The organism is Caproicibacter fermentans (assembly GCF_009746625.1).
GTDB lineage: Bacteria > Bacillota > Clostridia > Oscillospirales > Acutalibacteraceae > Caproicibacter > Caproicibacter fermentans.
On record NZ_VWXL01000077.1, the window covers coordinates 133,494 to 153,776 of the forward strand.

Annotated in this window: 21 protein-coding genes; 12 read left to right on the forward strand and 9 right to left on the reverse strand. The window is 48.5% G+C overall.

Annotated features, from left to right (window positions below):
- The first annotated feature begins 111 nt into the window (after positions 1-111).
- A complete protein-coding gene (locus CAFE_RS13540) occupies positions 112-1,389 on the forward strand; it encodes an adenylosuccinate synthase (RefSeq protein WP_066650443.1) in 1,278 nt (425 codons plus the stop codon).
- Positions 1,390-1,699: 310 nt separating this feature from the next.
- Positions 1,700-3,238: a glutamine-hydrolyzing GMP synthase gene (gene guaA, locus CAFE_RS13545; protein ID WP_066650442.1), complete on the forward strand. Its 1,539-nt coding sequence runs from the start codon at positions 1,700-1,702 to the stop codon at positions 3,236-3,238.
- Between the two features lie 343 nt (positions 3,239-3,581).
- On the opposite strand, the gene CAFE_RS13550 is transcribed toward guaA, so the two are convergent.
- On the reverse strand, positions 3,582-5,015 hold the full coding sequence (locus CAFE_RS13550) for a YfcC family protein (RefSeq protein WP_066650441.1): 1,434 nt from the start codon (positions 5,013-5,015) through the stop codon (positions 3,582-3,584).
- Positions 5,016-5,163: 148 nt separating this feature from the next.
- Positions 5,164-5,598, reverse strand: coding sequence for a hypothetical protein (locus CAFE_RS13555; RefSeq protein ID WP_066650440.1), 435 nt, complete (start codon positions 5,596-5,598; stop codon positions 5,164-5,166).
- A gap of 241 nt (positions 5,599-5,839) precedes the next feature.
- On the opposite strand from CAFE_RS13555, the gene CAFE_RS13560 reads away from it, so the two are divergent.
- From CAFE_RS13560 to CAFE_RS13600, 9 genes are all read left to right on the forward strand, one after another.
- Entirely contained in the window at positions 5,840-6,574 is a 735-nt protein-coding gene (locus tag CAFE_RS13560) for a GntR family transcriptional regulator (protein WP_066650439.1), read from the forward strand.
- Between the two features lie 162 nt (positions 6,575-6,736).
- Positions 6,737-8,290 carry an amidohydrolase gene (locus tag CAFE_RS13565; RefSeq protein ID WP_207708888.1) on the forward strand — a complete coding sequence of 518 codons (1,554 nt, stop codon included), beginning with the start codon at positions 6,737-6,739 and terminating at the stop codon, positions 8,288-8,290.
- Positions 8,291-8,349: 59 nt separating this feature from the next.
- A complete protein-coding gene (locus tag CAFE_RS13570) occupies positions 8,350-9,186 on the forward strand; it encodes a sugar phosphate isomerase/epimerase family protein (protein WP_066650437.1) in 837 nt (278 codons plus the stop codon).
- Positions 9,187-9,201: 15 nt separating this feature from the next.
- Positions 9,202-10,044 (forward strand): sugar phosphate isomerase/epimerase family protein, encoded by an 843-nt coding sequence (locus CAFE_RS13575; RefSeq protein WP_156990938.1) that lies wholly within the window; start codon positions 9,202-9,204, stop codon positions 10,042-10,044.
- Between the two features lie 45 nt (positions 10,045-10,089).
- Positions 10,090-11,058 (forward strand): SIS domain-containing protein, encoded by a 969-nt coding sequence (locus tag CAFE_RS13580; protein WP_156990939.1) that lies wholly within the window; start codon positions 10,090-10,092, stop codon positions 11,056-11,058.
- A 29-nt stretch (positions 11,059-11,087) separates the two neighbouring features.
- The gene (locus CAFE_RS13585) at positions 11,088-11,954 is read left to right on the forward strand and encodes a PfkB family carbohydrate kinase (RefSeq protein ID WP_066650430.1); all 867 of its coding nucleotides are present in this window, start codon (positions 11,088-11,090) and stop codon (positions 11,952-11,954) included.
- The gene (frlD, locus tag CAFE_RS13590; RefSeq protein WP_233452813.1) at positions 11,935-12,774 is read left to right on the forward strand and encodes a fructoselysine 6-kinase; all 840 of its coding nucleotides are present in this window, start codon (positions 11,935-11,937) and stop codon (positions 12,772-12,774) included. The genes CAFE_RS13585 and frlD overlap by 20 nt, the downstream gene beginning before the upstream one ends.
- A gap of 36 nt (positions 12,775-12,810) precedes the next feature.
- A complete protein-coding gene (locus CAFE_RS13595) occupies positions 12,811-13,704 on the forward strand; it encodes an amidohydrolase family protein (RefSeq protein ID WP_066650428.1) in 894 nt (297 codons plus the stop codon).
- Positions 13,670-14,098 (forward strand): secondary thiamine-phosphate synthase enzyme YjbQ, encoded by a 429-nt coding sequence (locus CAFE_RS13600; protein ID WP_066650426.1) that lies wholly within the window; start codon positions 13,670-13,672, stop codon positions 14,096-14,098. The genes CAFE_RS13595 and CAFE_RS13600 overlap by 35 nt, the downstream gene beginning before the upstream one ends.
- A gap of 127 nt (positions 14,099-14,225) precedes the next feature.
- On the opposite strand, the gene eda is transcribed toward CAFE_RS13600, so the two are convergent.
- Genes eda through CAFE_RS13635 form a run of 7 tightly spaced genes read right to left on the reverse strand, consistent with a single transcriptional unit; the run spans position 14,226 to position 19,762 of the window.
- On the reverse strand, positions 14,226-14,861 hold the full coding sequence (gene eda / locus CAFE_RS13605; protein ID WP_066650425.1) for a bifunctional 4-hydroxy-2-oxoglutarate aldolase/2-dehydro-3-deoxy-phosphogluconate aldolase: 636 nt from the start codon (positions 14,859-14,861) through the stop codon (positions 14,226-14,228).
- A 13-nt stretch (positions 14,862-14,874) separates the two neighbouring features.
- Positions 14,875-15,831: a sugar kinase gene (locus CAFE_RS13610; RefSeq protein ID WP_066650424.1), complete on the reverse strand. Its 957-nt coding sequence runs from the start codon at positions 15,829-15,831 to the stop codon at positions 14,875-14,877.
- 27 nt (positions 15,832-15,858) lie between these two features.
- Positions 15,859-16,659: a gluconate 5-dehydrogenase gene (locus tag CAFE_RS13615; RefSeq protein ID WP_066650421.1), complete on the reverse strand. Its 801-nt coding sequence runs from the start codon at positions 16,657-16,659 to the stop codon at positions 15,859-15,861.
- A gap of 36 nt (positions 16,660-16,695) precedes the next feature.
- Positions 16,696-17,538: a 5-dehydro-4-deoxy-D-glucuronate isomerase gene (kduI, locus tag CAFE_RS13620; protein ID WP_066650417.1), complete on the reverse strand. Its 843-nt coding sequence runs from the start codon at positions 17,536-17,538 to the stop codon at positions 16,696-16,698.
- Positions 17,539-17,574: 36 nt separating this feature from the next.
- Positions 17,575-17,943 carry a VOC family protein gene (locus tag CAFE_RS13625; protein ID WP_066650415.1) on the reverse strand — a complete coding sequence of 123 codons (369 nt, stop codon included), beginning with the start codon at positions 17,941-17,943 and terminating at the stop codon, positions 17,575-17,577.
- 21 nt (positions 17,944-17,964) lie between these two features.
- Positions 17,965-18,723 (reverse strand): glucose 1-dehydrogenase, encoded by a 759-nt coding sequence (locus tag CAFE_RS13630; RefSeq protein WP_066650414.1) that lies wholly within the window; start codon positions 18,721-18,723, stop codon positions 17,965-17,967.
- A 31-nt stretch (positions 18,724-18,754) separates the two neighbouring features.
- The gene (locus CAFE_RS13635) at positions 18,755-19,762 is read right to left on the reverse strand and encodes a zinc-dependent alcohol dehydrogenase (RefSeq protein WP_066650413.1); all 1,008 of its coding nucleotides are present in this window, start codon (positions 19,760-19,762) and stop codon (positions 18,755-18,757) included.
- A gap of 241 nt (positions 19,763-20,003) precedes the next feature.
- Here CAFE_RS13635 and CAFE_RS13640 point away from each other — a divergent pair.
- A partial coding sequence (locus tag CAFE_RS13640) for a transposase (protein ID WP_413814435.1) occupies positions 20,004-20,283 on the forward strand: 280 nt, incomplete at its 3' end.

The following is a 20,283-nucleotide window of genomic DNA, read 5'->3' on the forward strand; positions in this document are numbered from 1 at the left end:
ATTGTTTTTCCCATCATTTTATGATATGATTAATAGGTTGTTGCAATGCTGCCTAAATCCTGCCGCAGGGCAGTATGTACTTTCCGTAGCGGCGCGGCGGAGTGATTTAAAATGATTACAGCTATTGTTGGTGCCAACTGGGGCGACGAGGGAAAAGGAAAAATTACGGATGTGGAAGCCGCCAAATCCGATATTGTGATCCGTTTTCAGGGAGGCAGCAATGCCGGCCACACCATTATTAACCACTATGGCAAATTTGCCCTCCATCAGCTTCCGTCCGGCGTTTTCTATAACCATACGACAAACATCATCGGGAACGGCGTAGCTCTGAGCGCAGAGAAGTTTATTGCCGAACTGCAATCCTTAGAGGAACGCGGGGTACCCAAACCAAAAATTATGGTTTCAAACCGTGCGCAGCTTGTCATGCCTTATCACATTCAGTTGGATTCTTTTGAGGAGGCGAGGCTCTCCTCCCGTTCATTTGGTTCCACAAGATCCGGAATCGCACCGTTCTATTCCGACAAATTCGCTAAAATCGGCTTTCAGATCAGTGAGCTGTTCGGCGATCGGGCGTATTTGGAAGAAAAAGCAGAGCGGATTGCGACCTTGAAAAACATCTATTACGAATATTTATATCATCAGCCCAAACTAACTGTGGACGCGATTCTGCAGCAGCTTCTGAAATATAAAGAGATGCTGGCCCCCTATGTGGCCGATACTTTTGATTTTCTTTACAACGCGGTCAGAGAGGGGAAGAATATTCTTCTGGAAGGTCAGCTGGGGGCATTGAAGGACCCGGATTTTGGAATTTACCCGATGGTTACATCCTCTCATACGCTTGCCGCCTACGGCGCGGTCGGCGCGGGGCTTCCTCCCTACGAGATTAAAAATATTGTCACGGTCGTCAAGGCGTATTCCAGCGCGGTTGGCGCGGGAGAATTCGTCAGTGAGATATTCGGCGACGAAGCCGACGAGCTGCGCCGCAGAGGGGGAGACGGCGGAGAATTCGGTGCGACCACAGGGCGCCCCCGCAGAATGGGTTGGCTGGATCTGGTCGCATCCCGCTACGGATGCCGCGTACAAGGTGCCACTTCCGTCGCGTTCACCGTTTTGGACGCATTGGGATATCTGGATGAAATTCCTGTTTGCGTCGCTTATGAACTTGACGGAAAAACAATAGATTGTTTTCCCACAACAGCGGAGTTGAAACGCTGCAAACCGGTTTTGAAAAAACTTCCCGGCTGGAAATGCGATATCCGCGGAATTAAAAAGTACGAGGATCTTCCCGAAAGCGCACGCAACTATGTTGAATTTGCGGAAAAGGAAATCGGGGTTCCGATTCACATGGTCTCAAACGGTCCTTCCAGAGAGGATATCCTTTATCGGTAAAGTTCCAAAGTACAACCCAAACAGAAATCTGAAACGGTCGGTTTGGCTTCCTGCTGTAAAGCAGCGTGCCTGCCGGCGTTTTGGATTTACCTGATTTCAGCGTCTGAAAGAGGGGAAACTCAATGTGCGGTATCTTCGGATCTATCGGTTGTTTTATCCAGAACGCGAGGTATCCTGAAATCTTGCCGCCGTCTTGTGTTCCTTCCACTGCAGTTATTAGTTTATGCTGTTGCTTCCTAAAAGGTCTGCGGGATTGGCAGACCGCGTAATTTGTCCAAATCAGTCACCGTTATATAAGGAGAAAAACCGTATGAAACAAAACGAGGCAGTCCTAATTCTGGATTTCGGTGGGCAGTACAGTCAGTTGATCGCGCGCAGGATACGCGATCTGAATGTATACTGTGAGATTAAGTCCTATCAGACTTCCGCGGATGAAATCGCTTCTTCCGGCTATCATGGAATTATATTTTCCGGCGGACCGGATACTGTTTATGATGACCAAGCGCCCAAATGTGATAAAAAGATTTTTGACCTTGAAATTCCGATTCTCGGCATTTGCTACGGCGCTCAACTGATGGCGTTTTCACTCGGAGGGGAAGTTGACAGCGCAGCTATCCGGGAATACGGCAAAACAGAATTTCAAATCACTGCGGAATCTCCTCTTTTTCAGGGAATCGACCGGCGCTCGGTATGCTGGATGAGCCACACCGTATATATTAAAACTCCGCCGGCCGGCTTCCAGATTACGGCGGTCAGTTCTACCTGCCCGGTTGTCTCTATGCAGAATACGGAGAAAAAGCTCTACGCCACACAATTCCATCCTGAAGTAGAACATACGCTTCACGGTCAGGAAATTCTCCATAACTTTCTTTATGAAATCTGTAGATGCACCGGCGATTGGAAAATGGATTCTTTTATCCAGACTTCGGTGGAACAGATGAAGAAAACAATCGGGGAGAAAAGGGTGATTTGCGCACTTTCCGGCGGCGTAGATTCCTCCGTGGCTGCCGCACTGGTGCATCGTGCGGTTGGCAAACAGCTTACCTGTATTTTCGTCGACCATGGCCTTTTGCGCAAAGGGGAAGCAGAAGAAGTTGAGCGAGTATTCCGCAGCCAGTTTGATATGAATCTGGTTCGTGTCGATGCGCAGGCCCGCTTTTTAGCTCGTCTTTCCGGTGTTACGGAGCCGGAGCAAAAGCGTAAAATCATTGGGGAGGAATTCATTCGGGTATTTGAAGAAGAGGCCAAAAAAATCGGTCAGGTCGATTTCCTTTGCCAGGGAACAATCTATCCTGACGTTGTCGAAAGCGGAACCGGGAACTCGGCGGTCATCAAAAGCCACCACAATGTCGGCGGTCTTCCGAAAGATATTGGCTTCACGGGCCTTGTGGAGCCGCTGCGTTATCTTTTTAAAGACGAGGTAAGAAGGGTCGGCGCCGAACTGGGACTGCCTGATACGCTCGTGTGGCGCCAGCCGTTCCCGGGCCCCGGGCTTGCCATCCGGATCATGGGCGAAGTGACCGCAGACAAACTTTCTATTCTGAAAGACGCGGATGCCGTTTTTCGCGATGAAATTGCAAAGGCAGGGCTTGACCGGAAAATCAATCAGTACTTTGCGGTGCTAACCGGAATCAAAAGTGTCGGCGTCATGGGAGACGGGCGCACCTATGACAATACGATTGCGCTCAGAGGCGTTACCACTTCAGATTTTATGACTGCGGACTGGGCCAGAATTCCCTATGATGTGCTTGAACAGGCCTCCAGCCGCATCATTAATGAAGTTAAAAACGTGAACAGAATTGTTTATGATATTACTTCAAAGCCACCGGCAACGATTGAGTGGGAATAAGCCGACCGCTCTCACGGTAAGCTAGTATAAAATTCTTCAGCTTGTTTCATTGCTGAATAAAGAAGAGTTCTTTCAGGGAATGCTGTGCCCTGTTTGAATCACAATGGCCCGCCCGGATACCCGGATATTGAATAGCCCGCTATAATTCATTAGGCAGCCAGATTTCTGGCTGCCTAAATCAAAATATTCCGTACTGGCTGTTTACCGCTGACTAAGGCCAAACTGAAGATGGAAAGGCATAACCGCGTTATGTCAGCGCCTGGTCTACTTTCTGGTTAAGAGCACAGTCAACGGCTTGCAACCATGGCGGAGCATAAGGTTTTCGGAAACCAATGAGAAACGGTTATGCCATTGGCAGCATTCCGGAAATCGCGGTGAAACCGATGCCGAGCAGAATCACGACTATCATAAATTTCCAGCAGGTTTTCCACCATTGCGGGAAACTGATCCTGGCGACCGCAAGGCCGGCGACCGTCATTCCGGCGGTGGGAGAAATGGTATTGATCGTCTGATTCGAAATGCACAAAGCGGTTACGGCCGCTTCCGGATTAACGCCCATTAAATCGGTAAGAGGCGCCATAACGGGAATCGTCAAAGCGGAAAGGCCCGAGGAGGAGGGGACCAGCAGACTTAACAGCCCTTGAGCTAAATACATCAGGGTTGTAAACACCGCCACAGGAACGCCGGCCAGCAAATTCGCCAGAGAATTCAGAATGGTATCGACAATCATACCGCCGTCGGCTACTACGAGAATTCCGCGGGCAACACCGATAATGACTGCTGCATAAACAAACTCGCTCATGCCCTTTACAAATTCTTCGGCCATCTCTTTTTCGGTCAAGCCGCCTACAATTCCGGAAAGCAAGCCAATCCCCAAAAACACCATGCTGATTTCATCCATATACCAGCCTTTGGTGATCAATCCCCAGACTATAATGCCCATCCCGCAGGCAAATACAATGAGAACAAGCTTTTGCCGCAATGTGAAGGGAATCTCTGCAGCATCGCTTTCCATGACGGAAAAATCTTTGCGCTTTATAATATCGTCTTGATAAGTAATGGAAGATGCGGGGTTTTTTTTCACTTTTCTGGCATATCTCATAACCCAGATAATACCTATCGCTGTGAAAATCACGTATTGAATAAAACGGAACCATAGCTGCGGATTGCCCGAAATGTTTGCGATTCCCTGAGAAATTAGCACGTTGAAGGGGTTTACGGTTGAACCGATATACCCCATTTGCGGACCGAGAAAAACCACCATAAAGGCAGTCATAGAGTCATATCCAAGCCCCATGATGATAGGTATGAAAATCGTGTAAAACGGCAATGCTTCTTCCGACATGCCGAATGTAGTACCACCGACACTGAATAAGATCATGGCGACGGGAATAATGAGAATATCTTTCCCTTTCATTTTTTTAATGACGCGGCTCATCCCGGCGTTGATGGCATTCGTCTTGTTTACAAGGGCAAACGCGCCTCCAATCAGCAGCACAAATGCCACTACGTCGCTGGCATCCTGAATTCCGCGGGTAGGAGCCATCAGTATGTCAGCAAAACTCTGACGCATGTCGTTACCATCAGCGTCTACCTTATCAATTTGATGATACGTGCCGGCGATGGCGACTTCACGCTCTCCTGCGGCTGTAGAAACCATTTTGTGATCAAACTGTCCGCTGGGTATCACCCACGTCATGATTGCAGCTAAAATGATCAGCATAAATGCAATCGTGTAAACATGGGGTAGTCCAATTTTCTTTCTCAATGTCAACATGTAAATCCTCCTCTAATGATGTCTTCAGAGCATACAGTAATATAACGTCTGTATACATATTATAACGTTATATTAAAACCTACTCAAAGATTTGTCAATATTCAAAATATATTTTGTCTATCATTACAAATTTATTTCTGAAAATTCGTCAATTTGCAGGAGAACGGAATGGGTTGCGTGCAAACTCCCTCGGCGTTTGAACGCACTGCTCCTGTAGTTCAAGCTTTAATTGATTCGCTACGGCTTCCTGTGCATAAAGTTTGCCCATTGCTCCCTTCCATATCCAATCCGGCATTTCTTTGCTGAAGCGCAGGTAAACGCGTGCAGACATCAGCAAGATCAGTCTCACGAATCCATATACACCGGCCATTGTGCCAAACAGGCCGGAAAGAGACAGAAAACCATTTTGAAGAGGCATCAGCCAGCATATCTGCATGGCGGCGGAAAAAAGCAGGCTGATTTGTCCTTTTTTCAAAGCCGCTGTGATACAATCCGTACAAACCGCGTAGGAGCGCTTATCTCCTCTGATATAAAGTTCAATTTCCCGAACGGCTTTTTGATTACATAAAATACATGTCTGCATAAAAACTCTTCCTTTCGTTTATATACCGAATTTACAACGGCCGTGCTTAGAAATTATCTCTGTCTGCATGATATAACATTTTATATCGTTATATATTCATCTATTACATTATTATGATTTATTTCTAATAAATCTGCTCAAAATTAAATTATTTTAGGCATATTATTCCTTATCTTGCACAATTTCTATAAATGCGATAGAATAAGTAAAACTATACATATAGAAAGTAGGTGTTGTTGGTATGAGCACACATCTGAATGACGGCTCCTTAACTCCTTTATACCAGCAATTAATGGAAGAAATCAAAGTTGGAATATTAAATAATGAATATGTTCCCGGCGAAAAGATTCTGTCCGAGATGGAACTTTCAGAACTGTATCACGTCAGCAGAATAACCGTGCGCCGAGCGATAGAGGAATTGTGCACGGAAGGCTATCTGGTCAAACAGCAGGGCAAGGGTACCTTTGTAAATCCGCGGAAAATGAGTCGTAAAATTGAACAGATTGGCGATGTCATGGGATTTTCGGAAGCCTGCCGCGCCTGCGGCATGGTACCCGGTGCCAAAGTGCTTACTGTTCAGCGCTGTCCCGTGAGAGCAGATGAAAAGCGCTTTTTTTCTTTGGACTCTGAAGAAAATGTTCTCTATCTTCAACGAGTGCGAACCGCTGACGGTGAGCCCATCATGATTGAAAACAGTTTTTTCCCATATAACGCGTTCAAATCACTTAACCCAAATGAGTTGAACGATGCTTCATTGTTTAAGTATTTGAAAAACACCTTCGGCAGAACGCCGACGTCTACCAGCCAGACTACATTGGAAATTGTTCGGGCTTCGACTGAACTGGCAACTTATTTGGATATCATTACGGGCGATCCTCTCTTCTATATGAATGCGTATTTTTTAGACCAGAACAAAGAGCCCCTGTTGATCGGACGGCAGTATATTGTAGGAAGCCGTTTTGTATTCAACTTTTAAATCAAATTTTACCTCTTTTATTTTTGAGAATGACGGCCCTTTTCAGGCCGTCATTATTTATTATTGATAAAAAATATAAGATATATTTAGTAAGTTTTATATTGTATTATAACGTTATAACATGTTATAATGACATCAAGAAATAGAAAGGTGATGATCTCCGTGAAAGAGCGTCAAGGTTGTCTGCTCCTTTTGTCGGACTGCGTATTTCCTTCTACCAATCTAAAGCCGATCAAAGGCTTTGTTGCGATTGAAGGAAATCGTATCGCCGCGGTGGGGCCAAAAAGCGAGTGCGGTCCTTGGAAAAATAAAGCGAGTCAGTTGTTGGATTTGGGAGATCGGCTGGTCTGTCCGGGGTTTACGGATGTTCATACTTTTTTTTCAGGCTGGGCCCTGTTGAGTCTTGGCGCCGATTTTTCCGAAGTTTATTCGGATGCCGAGGGTGTGACAGCCTTAAAAAAATTTGAGCGTGAGGCACCGAAAGAAAGCGCTTTGTTCGGCCATGGCTGGAAGCCGGATCATTTTAAAGTGACCGATCCGTACCTGCTCGACAGGGTTTGGCCCGATAAGCCGGTCGTTGTTTTTACGTCCGACCGGGGGAATTGTTGGATAAATGCCGCGGCTCGCCGATGCTACGGCTTCGGTCCCGAAAAGTGCTATGCCGAAATGACTTGGAAGATGATACGGGAATACTTGCAGCTTCCCTGCATGAAAGATAAATACAAGGAATATATGGCAATGCTGAACGCGCGGGGAGTCACCACGATCAAGGAAATGTCTTTTGATAATTACTATGGATTTACGAATGTAATGGATCAGCTGGAAAAAGAAGACGCTTTGACGCTGAGAGTCTCCATGATGAGCCAGCCGGTAGGCGAAGGTATAAATATTGAATACGGTAAAACAATGAAAAAGCGTTTTCAGGGGCCTTTCGTCTCTTTTTCAGGTTTCAACCGAATGACGGACCGCTCTGTTCCGTCCTCCATGGCCGAATTGATCGAACCATACAAATCGCATCCGGGCTGCATCAACACGGTGCCTGTGGAATGGGAACTGATTGAACAGGAAACCCATCTTGCCGATGAAAACGGGTTCCGCTACTCTCTGCATTGTCAGGGCGATGGAGCAATCCGCCACACGGTCAATTTATTTGATACCTGCCAGAAGGATGAACGGGGCCGGCTTAAAAACCGCCATGCGATCACGGATCTGGAGTATTCCAATCCGACGGACCTGGAAAAATTCGGACGCATGGGCGGCATTGCGGAGGTATACGCCCAGATTCAGTCACTGGACAATCGGAACGATGTGCTGGACATGATCGACAGACAATTAGGCGGTGACCGCGGAGTAAACTATTGGAACCGGCGCAAAATGTGGGACAGCGGCGTGGTTGTCTCCTGCGGTACCGATCTGCCTCTGCTTCTGCCCAGTGTGCCGGAGTCCATCTGGTGCGGCTGCGGCGGCCGCTTTGCCGACGGAGGCGCCTACAACCGTCAGAACATGCTGTCAATAGCAGAGATGCTTATCGCATGGACTCGCAACGGCCAGTATAACTGTTACAATGAAGACCGGCTTGGGACCCTGGAGCCCGGCAAGCTGGCGGATATTGCGGTTTTGAGCGGCAACGTATTTCGCCGCTCCGAAGAGGAAATCCGTAATTTCAAGGTCGACCTTACCATTTCGGACGGCCGCATCGTGTATGAGGCACTGTGATTCACAAACCCTTGATCAAACGATTCCGAATATTTACCGAAAAAGGAGGTTCCTACTTTATGGCTCATGTAAAACGAGAACAACTCGCGGCAATAGGAATTCACTACGTTTATTTTCCGCTGGATTACATGCTGGACCATCAGGCGAAAGCAGGGTACAAAACCATTGAACTGCTGGGCATGGCACCCCATTACCTGATGGATGAAGCCGGATATCAGGATCCCGCCGAGATTCGCCGAAAAGTGGAAGGGCGCGGTATGAAAATCGGCTGTTTTACACCGGAATGCGCTGTGTATTATTACACCATGTGCGCGCCGGAGGGGGGATTCCACGACAGGAGTATGGAGTATTTTAAACGGGGAATCGAGGCGGCCTCAAAAATGGGAGCCGAGAAGCTTCTTACAAACTGCATCGGCGCTCCTTTCGATGAGGAATACGGCCGTTCCTACGACCGGGCTGTCCGCAGCCTGTCTCTTCTTTCTAAAACCGCGGCCGATTATGACGTTACGATTGCCGTTGAGACCGTACGCCCTGAAGAGAGCCGCCTGTGTACAACGATGCCGGAACTCGTGAGAATACTGAAAGATGTTAGCAGCCCCCAAGTGAAAGCCGGACTTGATACCGTTGCCATGGGTGTGGCCGGCGAAACACCTCGACAGTGGTTTCAAAGTCTTGGCGGCGAAATTGTTCACTGCCATTTCATTGACGGCCGGCCTTATGGGCATCTGGTTTGGGGAGACGGTCTGTATCCGCTTGAAAGTTACCTGGATGTGCTGAATGAATTCGGGTATGAAGGACTGCTGGGCCAGGAAATTACGGACGGCCGATATTTCGATGATCCCGCTGAAGCAGATCTTCGCAATTTCAAAGCGTTTGAGCCCTATTTTACAGATTGAAAGGAGGAAACGACCATGGCAGCTCCAAAGATTCGCCGCGAGCAAATCGCCGGCATGAACATTCATTATGTAAATTATTCGCTGGATTATTTTCTTGATTCACAGCAGCGCTGCGGCTTTAAAAGCATAGAGCTCTGGTGCGCGGCGCCGCATGTATGGCTGGATCACATGCGGTACTATGACGCCAAGGAAATCGCACGCAAGATCAGCCGAAGAGGCCTTTCCGTTCATGTGCTCACTCCGGAAAACTGCACTTACCCTTATCAGTTTGCAGCAAAAGAGAAGGACCACCAGGAACGGTCGTTTCAGTATTTTGCAAACGGCATACGGCTCGCTAACGAATTAGGATGCGACTATATGGAGGTAAACTCCGGCTGGGGATACTGGAATGAAGACAAAAAGGAGGCTTGGCAGCGCAGCGCCAACATGCTTCACCGGTTGGCGGAAGTGGCCGCAGAGGAGGGAATCACGCTCGTAATGGAGGCGGTCATGCCGGAAGAGAGCCAGCTGGTTATTGATTTGGAAAGCGCGAAAAAGATGCTGGATCAGGTCTGCCATCCCAATCTGAAAGCGATGGTGGACACCTGCGCCATGGGAGTGGCGAACGAAACGTTGGAGCAGTGGTTTGACGCCCTGGGCAATGACGTGCGCCACATGCATTTTATCGACGGGACCCCCTACGGCCACCTGGTCTGGGGAGACGGCAATCACCATTTAGGCAGATTTATTGAAACCCTGAACCGGCGCGGCTATCAGGGGTATCTTGGGCAGGAAATCACCGACAGCCGTTATTTTCTGGACCCCGCGGCCGCAGACAGAAGAAATATGCAAAACTTTGAACGCTATCTGGAAGACTGAGCGTATTTACCGCTTATATCATGATTCTAAAGGAGATAACATGGCATGAAAACGAATGAAGTAATCAGTAGAGTATTGGCTGAACACGAAGAAATCACCGAAATCTATTGGACAGCTTGCGGAGGGAGCCTGATCGACCTGTATCCTTCCCATTATATGGTGAACGCCGAAAGTGCGAAAACATCCTCCGGCTGGTACACCGCGAAAGAGTTTACGGTGACCCCGCCCAAAAGGCTTGGAAAACACAGTCTAGTGATTGTGTGCAGCCACTCCGGCAATACGCAGGAAGCCATGGATGCCGCCGTTCTCGCGTATGAAAAGGGTGCCGCCGTGGTAACCCTTACGGACAAAGCCGGCTCCAAGGTGGATGATCCCCGGTTCATCACATGGGTGTATCCTTGGGGAGATCATGTGCCCACCGCAGAGGTTCCGCTCGGGATCTGCCCCACGCTGGCCGCAGAGCTGATCAAAGCGCAGGAAGGATTTCCAAAATACGACGCTTTGACGGACGGCCTTAAAAAAATGGACGGGATCATTGAAAATGCAAAAAATAAGGTCAATGCAGAACTGAGCGAAAAATTTGCAGACCGGTGTCAGGAAAACGAATTCTTCTATATTTTAGGTTCCGGAGCCGCCTTCAGCCAGACCTACGGCTTTGCCATCTGCAGTCTGATGGAAATGCAGCGTCAGAATTGCTGCTATTTACACTCTGCCGAATATTTTCACGGTCCCTTTGAATGCACTGAAAAAGGCATTTTCTATTTCCTGCAGATGTCGTCGAGCCAGAGCCGTGTAATGGACGAACGTGCCCTGTCCTTCTTAAAAGCCCATACGGATCGGTTAATGGTTTTGGATGCAATGGAATACGGCATGGGGGATGTGGACGCAAGTGTTCGCGCCTATCTGGAACCCGCGCTGTTTTACGCGATGAATGTGGAGCTTCGGGCCGCGCGCGGCAAACGATTCAACCACTCGCCTGAAATCCGCCGTTATATGGGAATTGAAAATTATTGATTGATTTTAAAAGAAGGAGGCGTCTTGTCATGCCGAAGTATCCTGTCCGAGTCCTTGGCTTTGGAGACAATGTCGTGGACAAATATGAGCATATGAAAATCATGTATCCGGGCGGAAACGCGGTAAACTTTGCCGTGTTCGCCAAAAAGCTTGGGGCTGAACGCAGCGCCTACATGGGCATTTTCGGGTCGGACGAAGCCGCCGAACACGTCATCGCTTCCTTACGGCAGGAAGGAGTGGAGATGGTCCGCTGCCAGCAGGTCTTCGGAGAAAACGGCGCGGCGCGGGTTACGGTGAATCCGGTTAACGGAGACCGAATCTTTCTGGGGTCCAACGCGGGCGGCATCCGGGGAGACATGCGCTACGTGATCGATCGGTTCGCCCTCGAATATGTCAAGGGTTTCGATCTGGTCCATACCGGGAATTACTGCTTTACGGAGCGGGAGCTTCCCAAGATCAAGGCAAGCGGCGTTCCGATCAGCTTTGACTTTTCCGACGACTCGACCGACGAATACTTCGAGGAAATCGCCCCGCTGGTGGACTACGCCTTTATGTCCTGCGGAGATATGACGCTCGAAGAAACCTATAAAAAGCTGGAAAAAGTCAAGGCTTTGGGGCCGAAGTTCGTATGTGCTTCGCGTGGGGACGAAGGCTGCGTCGCCCTCGACGACAGTCAGTTCTATACTCAGGGCATCAAACCGGTGGAGCATCTGGTGGATACCATGGCGGCCGGAGACAGCCTGATCACCGCCTTTTTGGTGACCTATCTTGCCGCCCAAAAGGCCGGTGGGTCCGGTCCTGCGGTCATACAAGACTGCCTGACCTTTGCCGCCGGATTTGCATCCGAAACCTGCGGACTTGCAGGGAGTTGGGGACATGGAAAGACTTACGATTGAATCATTGGGAGATGAAACCATGAATCAAGCAGTTGCAGCGGTAGGATTCTGCTGCGCGGACGTTTATGAAAAGCTGAATCAATTCTATCCAACGGGCAACGGCGTAGACTGGGGCGTGCATTTGGCGCGCATGGGAGTTCCCGTAAGCGTAGTAAGCGTCGTAGGAACCGACAGTTACGGGGAAAAGATGAAGCAGGCTCTGGCCGCCGAAAAAATAGATATCAGCCATCTTCGTATGGAGCAGGGCGACACTTGCAAAATGATGATGGACCTGAAGAACGGTACGGACCGGGTACATCTGAAAGAGATTGAAGGAGTTATGGCCGATTATGCGATCACGGAGGACGAATTCGAGTTTGTGAGCCGGCATACCATGCTGCACACCGATCTTTTCGGGAAAGTGCTTGACCGCCTTCCTGACTGGAAGGCTCACGGAGTCCGGATCGTAATGGACTTTTCCGTCTTCAGCGAAGACCCGGAGTTTCAGTGCGAAAAAATCTTTCCCTATGTGGATTATGTATTTCTTTCATACGACGGAAAAAAAGACGAACATATCAAAAATTGGGTAAAACAAATTCATTCCTATGGGCCAAAGATTGTAACGGCAACCATGGGGGAGCTTGGGTCTATCAGTTATGATGGAACCAACCTGTATGAGTATGGGATCGTACCCGCAAAGGTTGTGAATACCGTCGGGGCGGGGGACAGCTACATTGCCGGCTTTACTTATGGAATTCTCAATGGCTGGGAAATTCCGGAGTGTATGAAAAAAGGGGCGGAGATTTCCTCCGCGGTTGTTTCCAAGTTCGAGCCGTACTGAACATGAAAGGTAAAGCAGAAGGGAGGAAAAGTTTCAATGCTGATAGATATGCACGTTCATCCCATCTTTTATGGACCGATCTGCAACGACGACGCGGAACTGGAGAATCGTAAAAATGCTTTTGGGGTCTGGAAGCAGGGCCCCATGGACTTTGAAGAGCTTTTTGCCGAATGGGATATTTGCGGTATAACGCAGGCCGCCTTGCTGCCGCTTGACCTGACCACCACTGCCGGATGCTGGGTGGTGGACAACGATCAGGTAGAGGCGCTATGCGGTATGAATCCGGATAAATTTATCGGCTTTGCCAGCGTGGATCCGCATCGTCCGGACGCTGTGGACGTCGTGCGAAAGGCGTTTGAGGAACAGGGCCTGCAGGGATTGAAGCTGAATCCCGCAAAACAAAAATTTTATCCGAACGACCCCGTGGCGGAACCGATTTACAAGCTTTGCGAGCAGGAAAACAAACCTGTTATTTTCCATTCAGGACTCAGCTGGGAGCCAAACACCCCTACCAAGTACTGTCACCCCATTGCGTTTGAGGAAGTCTTGATCAAACATCCGAATCTGCGGGTGTGTCTTGCTCATTTCGCATGGCCATGGGTGCGTGAAATGGCTATGCTGATGATCAAATATCCGAATGTCTATACGGACACATCCCTGCTTTATGTGGATTCGCCCGAGGAGCAAATGATGGAACTTTTCACAAAAGATATGGGACCTATGTGGTTTGAACGCTGTTTCCCGGAACAGGTGATGTTTGCTTCCAACGGGCCACGGTTTCGGGCTTTTAAGCTCAAGCGCGCCCTGGATAAGGTGCCCATGCGGGATTTTGCCCGAGAAAACCTGTACTACAAAAATGCACTGCGCTTTTTGACCGGAAAGGGGTGTAACCATTATGGTCGTGGTGAAGACGATCCGGCATCTGAGTAAAGCTGTTTCTGAGTTTTATAATATTACCGAGCAGGTACATGGGATTGTGGAAAAAAGCGGAATTAAAAACGGCTTTGTGGCCGTCATTACCTCACATACTACCACGGGAATTATGGTAAACGAAGCATTGCCGTGTGTGGAGCAGGATCTGAGCGAACTGATGGATAAACTGGTGCCTCTGAACGAGCCTTATCTTCACGCCCACTTCTTACCAACTTATGGAGCGACCAGCAATAATTCCCAGGGTCATCTGAAAAGCGCTCTAACCGGGAATCATTGTTTGTTCCCGGTCCTTGACGGAAAGATTGTATGCGGCGGTGCGCAGGAAATCTATCTGGCAGAGTATGATGGTCCACAAGCACGTAAGGTATTTGTGGAAGTGATGGGAGAGTAATTCGGCGAAAATCTCCTTTTACCCGATTGATGTATGGCTGATCACGGGAAGTCCTTTGTTCTTAAAGCGAGGCGCATAACCGGTATTTCTCCGGTTATGCGCCTCGCTTTTTACTCAATGCCTTGTTTCAGCGAATTTCATCGCGAAGTTTGGCAGCCTCTTTTGTAAGAGCTTCGATCTCATCGAATTTTCCGTCAGTAAGCAGATCTTCCGGTACCATCCATGTTCCGCCGCATGCAAGCACGTTTTTCTGCGATAAGTATTCTTTTACATTCCCCGGCTTTACCCCACCGGTCGGCATGAATTTCATTCCGGAATAAGGACCTGAAAGGGCCTTCAACATTGCAATGCCGCCGACAACTTCCGCCGGGAACAATTTAACCACCGAAAGCCCTTCACGCATACATGCTTCCACTTCCGTAGGTGTGGCACAGCCTGGGAAAACAGGAATTTTGTTTTCAATACACCAGCGGACAACGCTGAGATTGGTACCGGGGCTTATCATTGCCTTGGCACCGGCGTCAACCGCCAGTTCTGCATTTTGTACCGTCAAAACTGTTCCGGCGCATACAAAAAGCTCCGGGACTTCCTTTGCGATTGCACGAATAGAATCCGCAGCCGCGTCACTTCGAAACGTGATCTCCGCGGCAGGCAGACCGCCGTTCTTCAGGGCTTTCGCCAACGGAACAGCATGCTCAAGACAATCCATCTTGATGACCGGAATAATTCCGATTTTATATAACATCCGCGTCATATCAATCATCCAGAATTCCTCCTTATTCAGCTTGCTGCTGATATTTCGTCATGAACCGATTCAACTCATCGCGAGTGGGAAGGCCTTCATTATCGCTGACATTCATAATCTGAATGGTTCCAATCGCGTTCGCGCGCCGCACGGCTTCTTCGAGCGACAGTCCCTCCGTCAACGCACTGATGACACCCGCCGCAAACCCGTCTCCGGCGCCAACCGTATCTACAATTTTTTCAGCAGGATACGTAGGGGAATAGAAACTGTACTTTTCAGTTGCAGCATAAGCGCCCTTGGGACCGATCTTTACAATCACGGCCTTTGCACCACGCGATAAGTAAAATTCTGCAATTTTCTTCGGGTCTCTGGTTCCGCAAAGGATTTCACCCTCGTTTTCGCCCGGCAAGACATAATCCGCCATTGATGCAAGTTCATTAATCGTTTGAATCATAACCTCACGGCTTGGCCAGAGCTGAGGCCGTAAATTTGGGTCAAAGAAAACCTTAAGGCCCTCATTCTTCGCCTTCCGGATTAATTCAAAGGCACTTTCCCGCGCGGAAGATGAAAGCGCGGGAAGGATGCCGGTCATATGCAATGCACAATATTCTGAAAGGTCAAGTTCATTCAGGTCCTCCGGACAAATCGTTGAAGCAGCGGAATTTTTCCGAAAATAATAAATATCAGGGTCGCCATGGCTTGTTTTGCTTTTCAGCATAAATCCGGTGGCATGATCCTTGCTTTTCATCACCATGGAAGTGTTAATGGAATTACGATTCATTACTTTAACGATCTGGCGGCCAAACGGGTCGCTGCCAAGCTTGGTCAGGTAGCCAACCGGATGACCCAGGCGGGCCAATCCTACGGCTACATTAAATTCGGCGCCGGCTACGGAGGTGGAGTAGTGGCGAACATCTTCAAGAAGGGCCTCTTCTTCAGCGATGAACAGGCCCATCGGCTCCCCGACCAGCATGATTCTATTCTTCATGGAAGAATTCTCCTTAAATAAATCAGATTATGGCTGTTTTCCAATATAAGCCAGTATGCCACCGTCAACGTAAAGCACATGGCCGTTGACAAAATTGGAAGCTTCGCTGGCAAGAAATACAGCCGGTCCCATCAGGTCATCGGTTGTGCCCCATCTTGCAGCAGGAGTTTTGGCAACGATAAACTGATCGAAAGGATGGCGGGAGCCGTCGGTCTGGCGCTTTCGCAGGGGAGCGGTCTGCGGCGTTGCAATATAACCGGGTCCAATGCCGTTGCACTGGATATTGTGTTCGCCGTATTCCGAGCAGATGTTTCTTGTCAGCATCTTCAGGCCGCCTTTGGCAGCCGCATATGCGGAAACCGTCTCACGGCCCAATTCACTCATCATGGAGCAAATATTAATGATCTTTCCATGACCTTTTTTGATCATTCCCGGGATTACCGCTTTGGAAACAATGAAAGGTGCGTTCAGATCAACATCCACAACCTGTCGGAACTCTTCGGCAGTCATGTCAAGCATCGGGATTCGTTTAATAATCCCGGCGTTATTCACTAAGATGTCAATCACGCCAACCTCTTCCGTGATTCTCTTTATCAGTTCCTGGACCTGAGCTTCATTTGTAACATCGCACACATAACCATGAGCCTTGATTCCCAGCTTCTGATAGGAATCAAGGCCTTTCTCTACCAGTTCCTGCTTAATATCGTTAAAAACAATTGTGGCTCCCATGTTGGCATATGCGCAAGCAATGGCGAAGCCAATCCCATAAGAGGCACCGGTGATAAGGGCAACTTTTCCATCCAAACGAAAACTGTTGTTATCAACCATGGTTATACCTTCTTTCTTTTCAATTAAATTGCAACTTCAGCGCATTTCCTGAATCGGGATTTCATCCATGTCGTCAAAAGCCTTGTTTTCTCCACCCATGGCCCAGATAAAATGATAATTAGTCGTTCCGCAGCCTGCGTGGATGCTCCAGGAAGGGCTGATAACAGCCTGTTCATTCTGCATCACGATGTGCCTTGTTTCTTTGCCTTCTCCCATCATGTGAAATACGACGTTGCCTTTCGGAATATTGAAGTAAGTGTAAACCTCCATGCGGCGTTCGTGGGTATGCGCCGGCATGGTATTCCAAACACTCCCCGAGTTTAAGCAAGTAAGTCCCATGGAAAGCTGACAGGTCTCAAGGACATCAGGATGAATAAACTGGTTGATGACCCGTTTATTGCTGGTTTCAGAAGAACCAACCGGACGCTTATTTGCATCCGCAATAGAGATAAAAGTAGTTTTACAGGGCTTGTGAGCCGGTGCGGATACCATATAGAACTTTGCGGGTTTCTGAGGGTTGTTGCTTTTAAAGGTTACTTTTTGGGTTTTCATGGTCACATAGAGGCAATCCTCAAATCCCATAGGGTAGCTGGTTTCATCCGCAGTGATTTCACCAGGGCCGCCGATGTTGAAAACACCGATCTCACGGCGTTCAAGAAAATAGTGCGTTCCAAAATTTTTCCAGCAATCAATGCCTTTGTCAATAGAAACCGTTTCGTTTACAGGCATGCAGCCCAATGTAACCATTCTGTCCACATGTGAGTAAACAGCAACCACTTCATCCTCACGATAAAGGTTTTCTATCAGGAATTCCTGACGGATCTCCTCGGTGGTATAGCGTTTGAAATCACGCTGATTGGCAGAATACCGAATATCCATAGTAACTCCTTTTCCGATTCGAAAATTCGAACCTGTTTATTTTTTCTGCAACAGATGAAAGGCAAATCCCGCGATCTCATTCTGGAAGTAAATAGCGCCCAGATTGCCTTTCTCATTGCGACTTGCAGACTCTTCATTGAATGCGATTCCCTTGGATTCCAGATACTCCTTCGCACGGTTAATATCGGTTGTACGGATTGCAATGTGCCCATATCGACCCAGGAATTTCGTTTTCATGATTTCAAATTGCTCATTAGCAAAAATGGAACCCGGGGTATTCCGACTCTCAAATCCGAACAGATTGCAGAGCAACTGTGCGGTTTTCTTTGCTTCCTCTTCGTTGTCCTGGTTAATGCCAATGTGAGCAACTTCGAAGCCAAAATCCTTCCCATCAGTTCTATCCATTTTTCAGCCTCCTTTCAAGCTTTATTTTGCAAGGTAACCGCCGTCAATTGGAATGACAGCGCCATTGATATAATCGGAAGCAGAGGAAGCCAGAAAAACGGCAATTCCTTTCATATCTTCCGGAGTTCCCCAGCGGCCCGCCGGAATTCTGCCTAAAATTTCTTTTTTTCTGGATTGGTCCTCAATTAGCTTTGTATTCATTTCCGTGTCCATATAGCCGGGGGCAATCGCATTGACCTGAATATTACTGCCTGCCCACTCGTTGGAAAGCGCCTTTGTCAACTGCGCGACACCGCCCTTGCTGGCCGCATATGCCGGTACGGTAAAACCGCCGAAAAAGCTGAGCATTGAGGCAAGATTAATAATTTTACCGCTGCCTTGCGCAAGCATCTTGCGTCCTGCAAGCTGACACATTTGGAATACGGCGTTTAAATTGATGTTTATGACAGCATCCCAATCCTCCGATGTAAAATCTTCGCAACGGTTGCGTCGTTGAATTCCGGCGTTGTTTAGCAGGATATCGATTCGGCCCGCGAGAAGCGCAACTGCCTTTTCAAACAGAGCGGGCATTCCATCTTTGTCGCTCAGATCCCCTTGAACGGCAGAAACATCCAATCCTTTGGCACGAAGTTCCTCGGCGGTTTTCAATACCGTGGAGCTGGAACCCAATATTACGACTTTAGCGCCTGCTTCGGCAAGCCCTTCCGCCATTCCACGCCCCAGACCTCTGGTTCCCCCGGTTACAAGGGCATTTTTTTCGCTTAAATCAAATGAATTCATGATACAGGTTTTCCTCCGTTTTTCTTTTCAATTAGAAATGGAACATAACCTTGATTGCTCCGGTCCCTTTTGTTGTCAGCAGATCAAAGCCTTTTTGAGCTTCGGAGGCGGGAAGAACGTGGGTGATGATTTTTTCGTAATTTGCTTCCTGCGCTACAAACTTAGCGGCAACCTCAAAATCTTTTTTACGGTAAACTCGAACGAACTGGATAGAAGTTTCCTTAAACATTCCTTTGATCAGGGGAAGCTCGGCAGGTTTTTTGTAAGCTGCCACAATAATGATATGTCCGCGAACTTTCACAGCGTCTAAAAGGACATTTGCAACAGGCTGAACTCCCGCGCAATCGAATACCCAGTCAAATCCGTTTCCTCCAGTACGCTTTTGGCAATAAGGCTCCACGTCAAGACCAATAGGGCTAACAACCTCAAAGCCCATTTCACGAGCTGCCTGAGCGCGAGTTTCGTCCGTTTCCATCATAAGAATGGAAGATGTGCCGAACACTCTAAGGGTTAGCGCAGTGGATAGTCCAATCGTACCGCAGCCGAACACCAGAGCGTTGTCTCCCGGCACAAAACCGCGTTCCCTAAGGGTATGAACTGTAACCGCCACCGGCTCAACAAAGGCCCCAAGCTTATCTGAAACTTCATCGGACAGAGGAATTATGCTGTCAATGGGAGCCTGGACATACTCCGCCATTCCTCCGTCACAGTCAATGCCCAAAAGTCCGAGTGTATTGCAGACATGTGCATTTCCCGTACGGCAAGGTTCGCAGTTTCCGCAGGAAAGCAGGGGATAAACGGTAACGCGGGTTCCCTTGGGAAGGCCCGGGATATTTTCACTTTCCATCGTTCCTGAAAACTCATGGCCCATGATCAAAGGCGCTTTTGCTCTCGGATGAGTACCTGCGCAAATATTAAGATCCGTACCGCAAATGCCTGCATGAGACACTTTAATTAATGCCCAGCCATCCTTCGAGACAGGCTTAGGCACGTCGCGAACTGAAATTTTTCTGGGGCCTTCGTATATAATAGCTTTCATTATGATTGCCTCCTTTGGGACCGTGGCGCAACGCGGCCCGACCTTGCTTACATTTAGGGAACCTCTGATTTAATCCGCCCCTCTACCGAAGAGAGGAGAACTCTGGTAAAATAGAACTATCAAGACACAGGCGGTGCAGAGAAATGAAAAAGCAACAAACTTTTACGGATATTGAATATAGCTGCAGAAAGAAGAAAACACGGCGGGAAGAGTTTCTGGAAACCATGGACGAGATTATCCCGTGGGAAGAGTGGGTCGGTATCGGGGCCGTCCGCCCATGGGCATTGAGCGGATGCTGCGGATGTATCTGCTGCAGATCTGGTTCAATCTCTCCGATCCGGCCACCGAGGACGCAATCTATGACAGCTATGCCATGCGTAAGTTTACCGGCATTGATTTCATGACGGAGAATGTTCCTGATGAGACGACGCTTTGCAAGTTTCGGCACCTGCTGGAAAAAGACGGGCTAAACAAGCTGTTTTTTGACGCCATTAACCGCGTCATGGTAGCTACCGGCCACA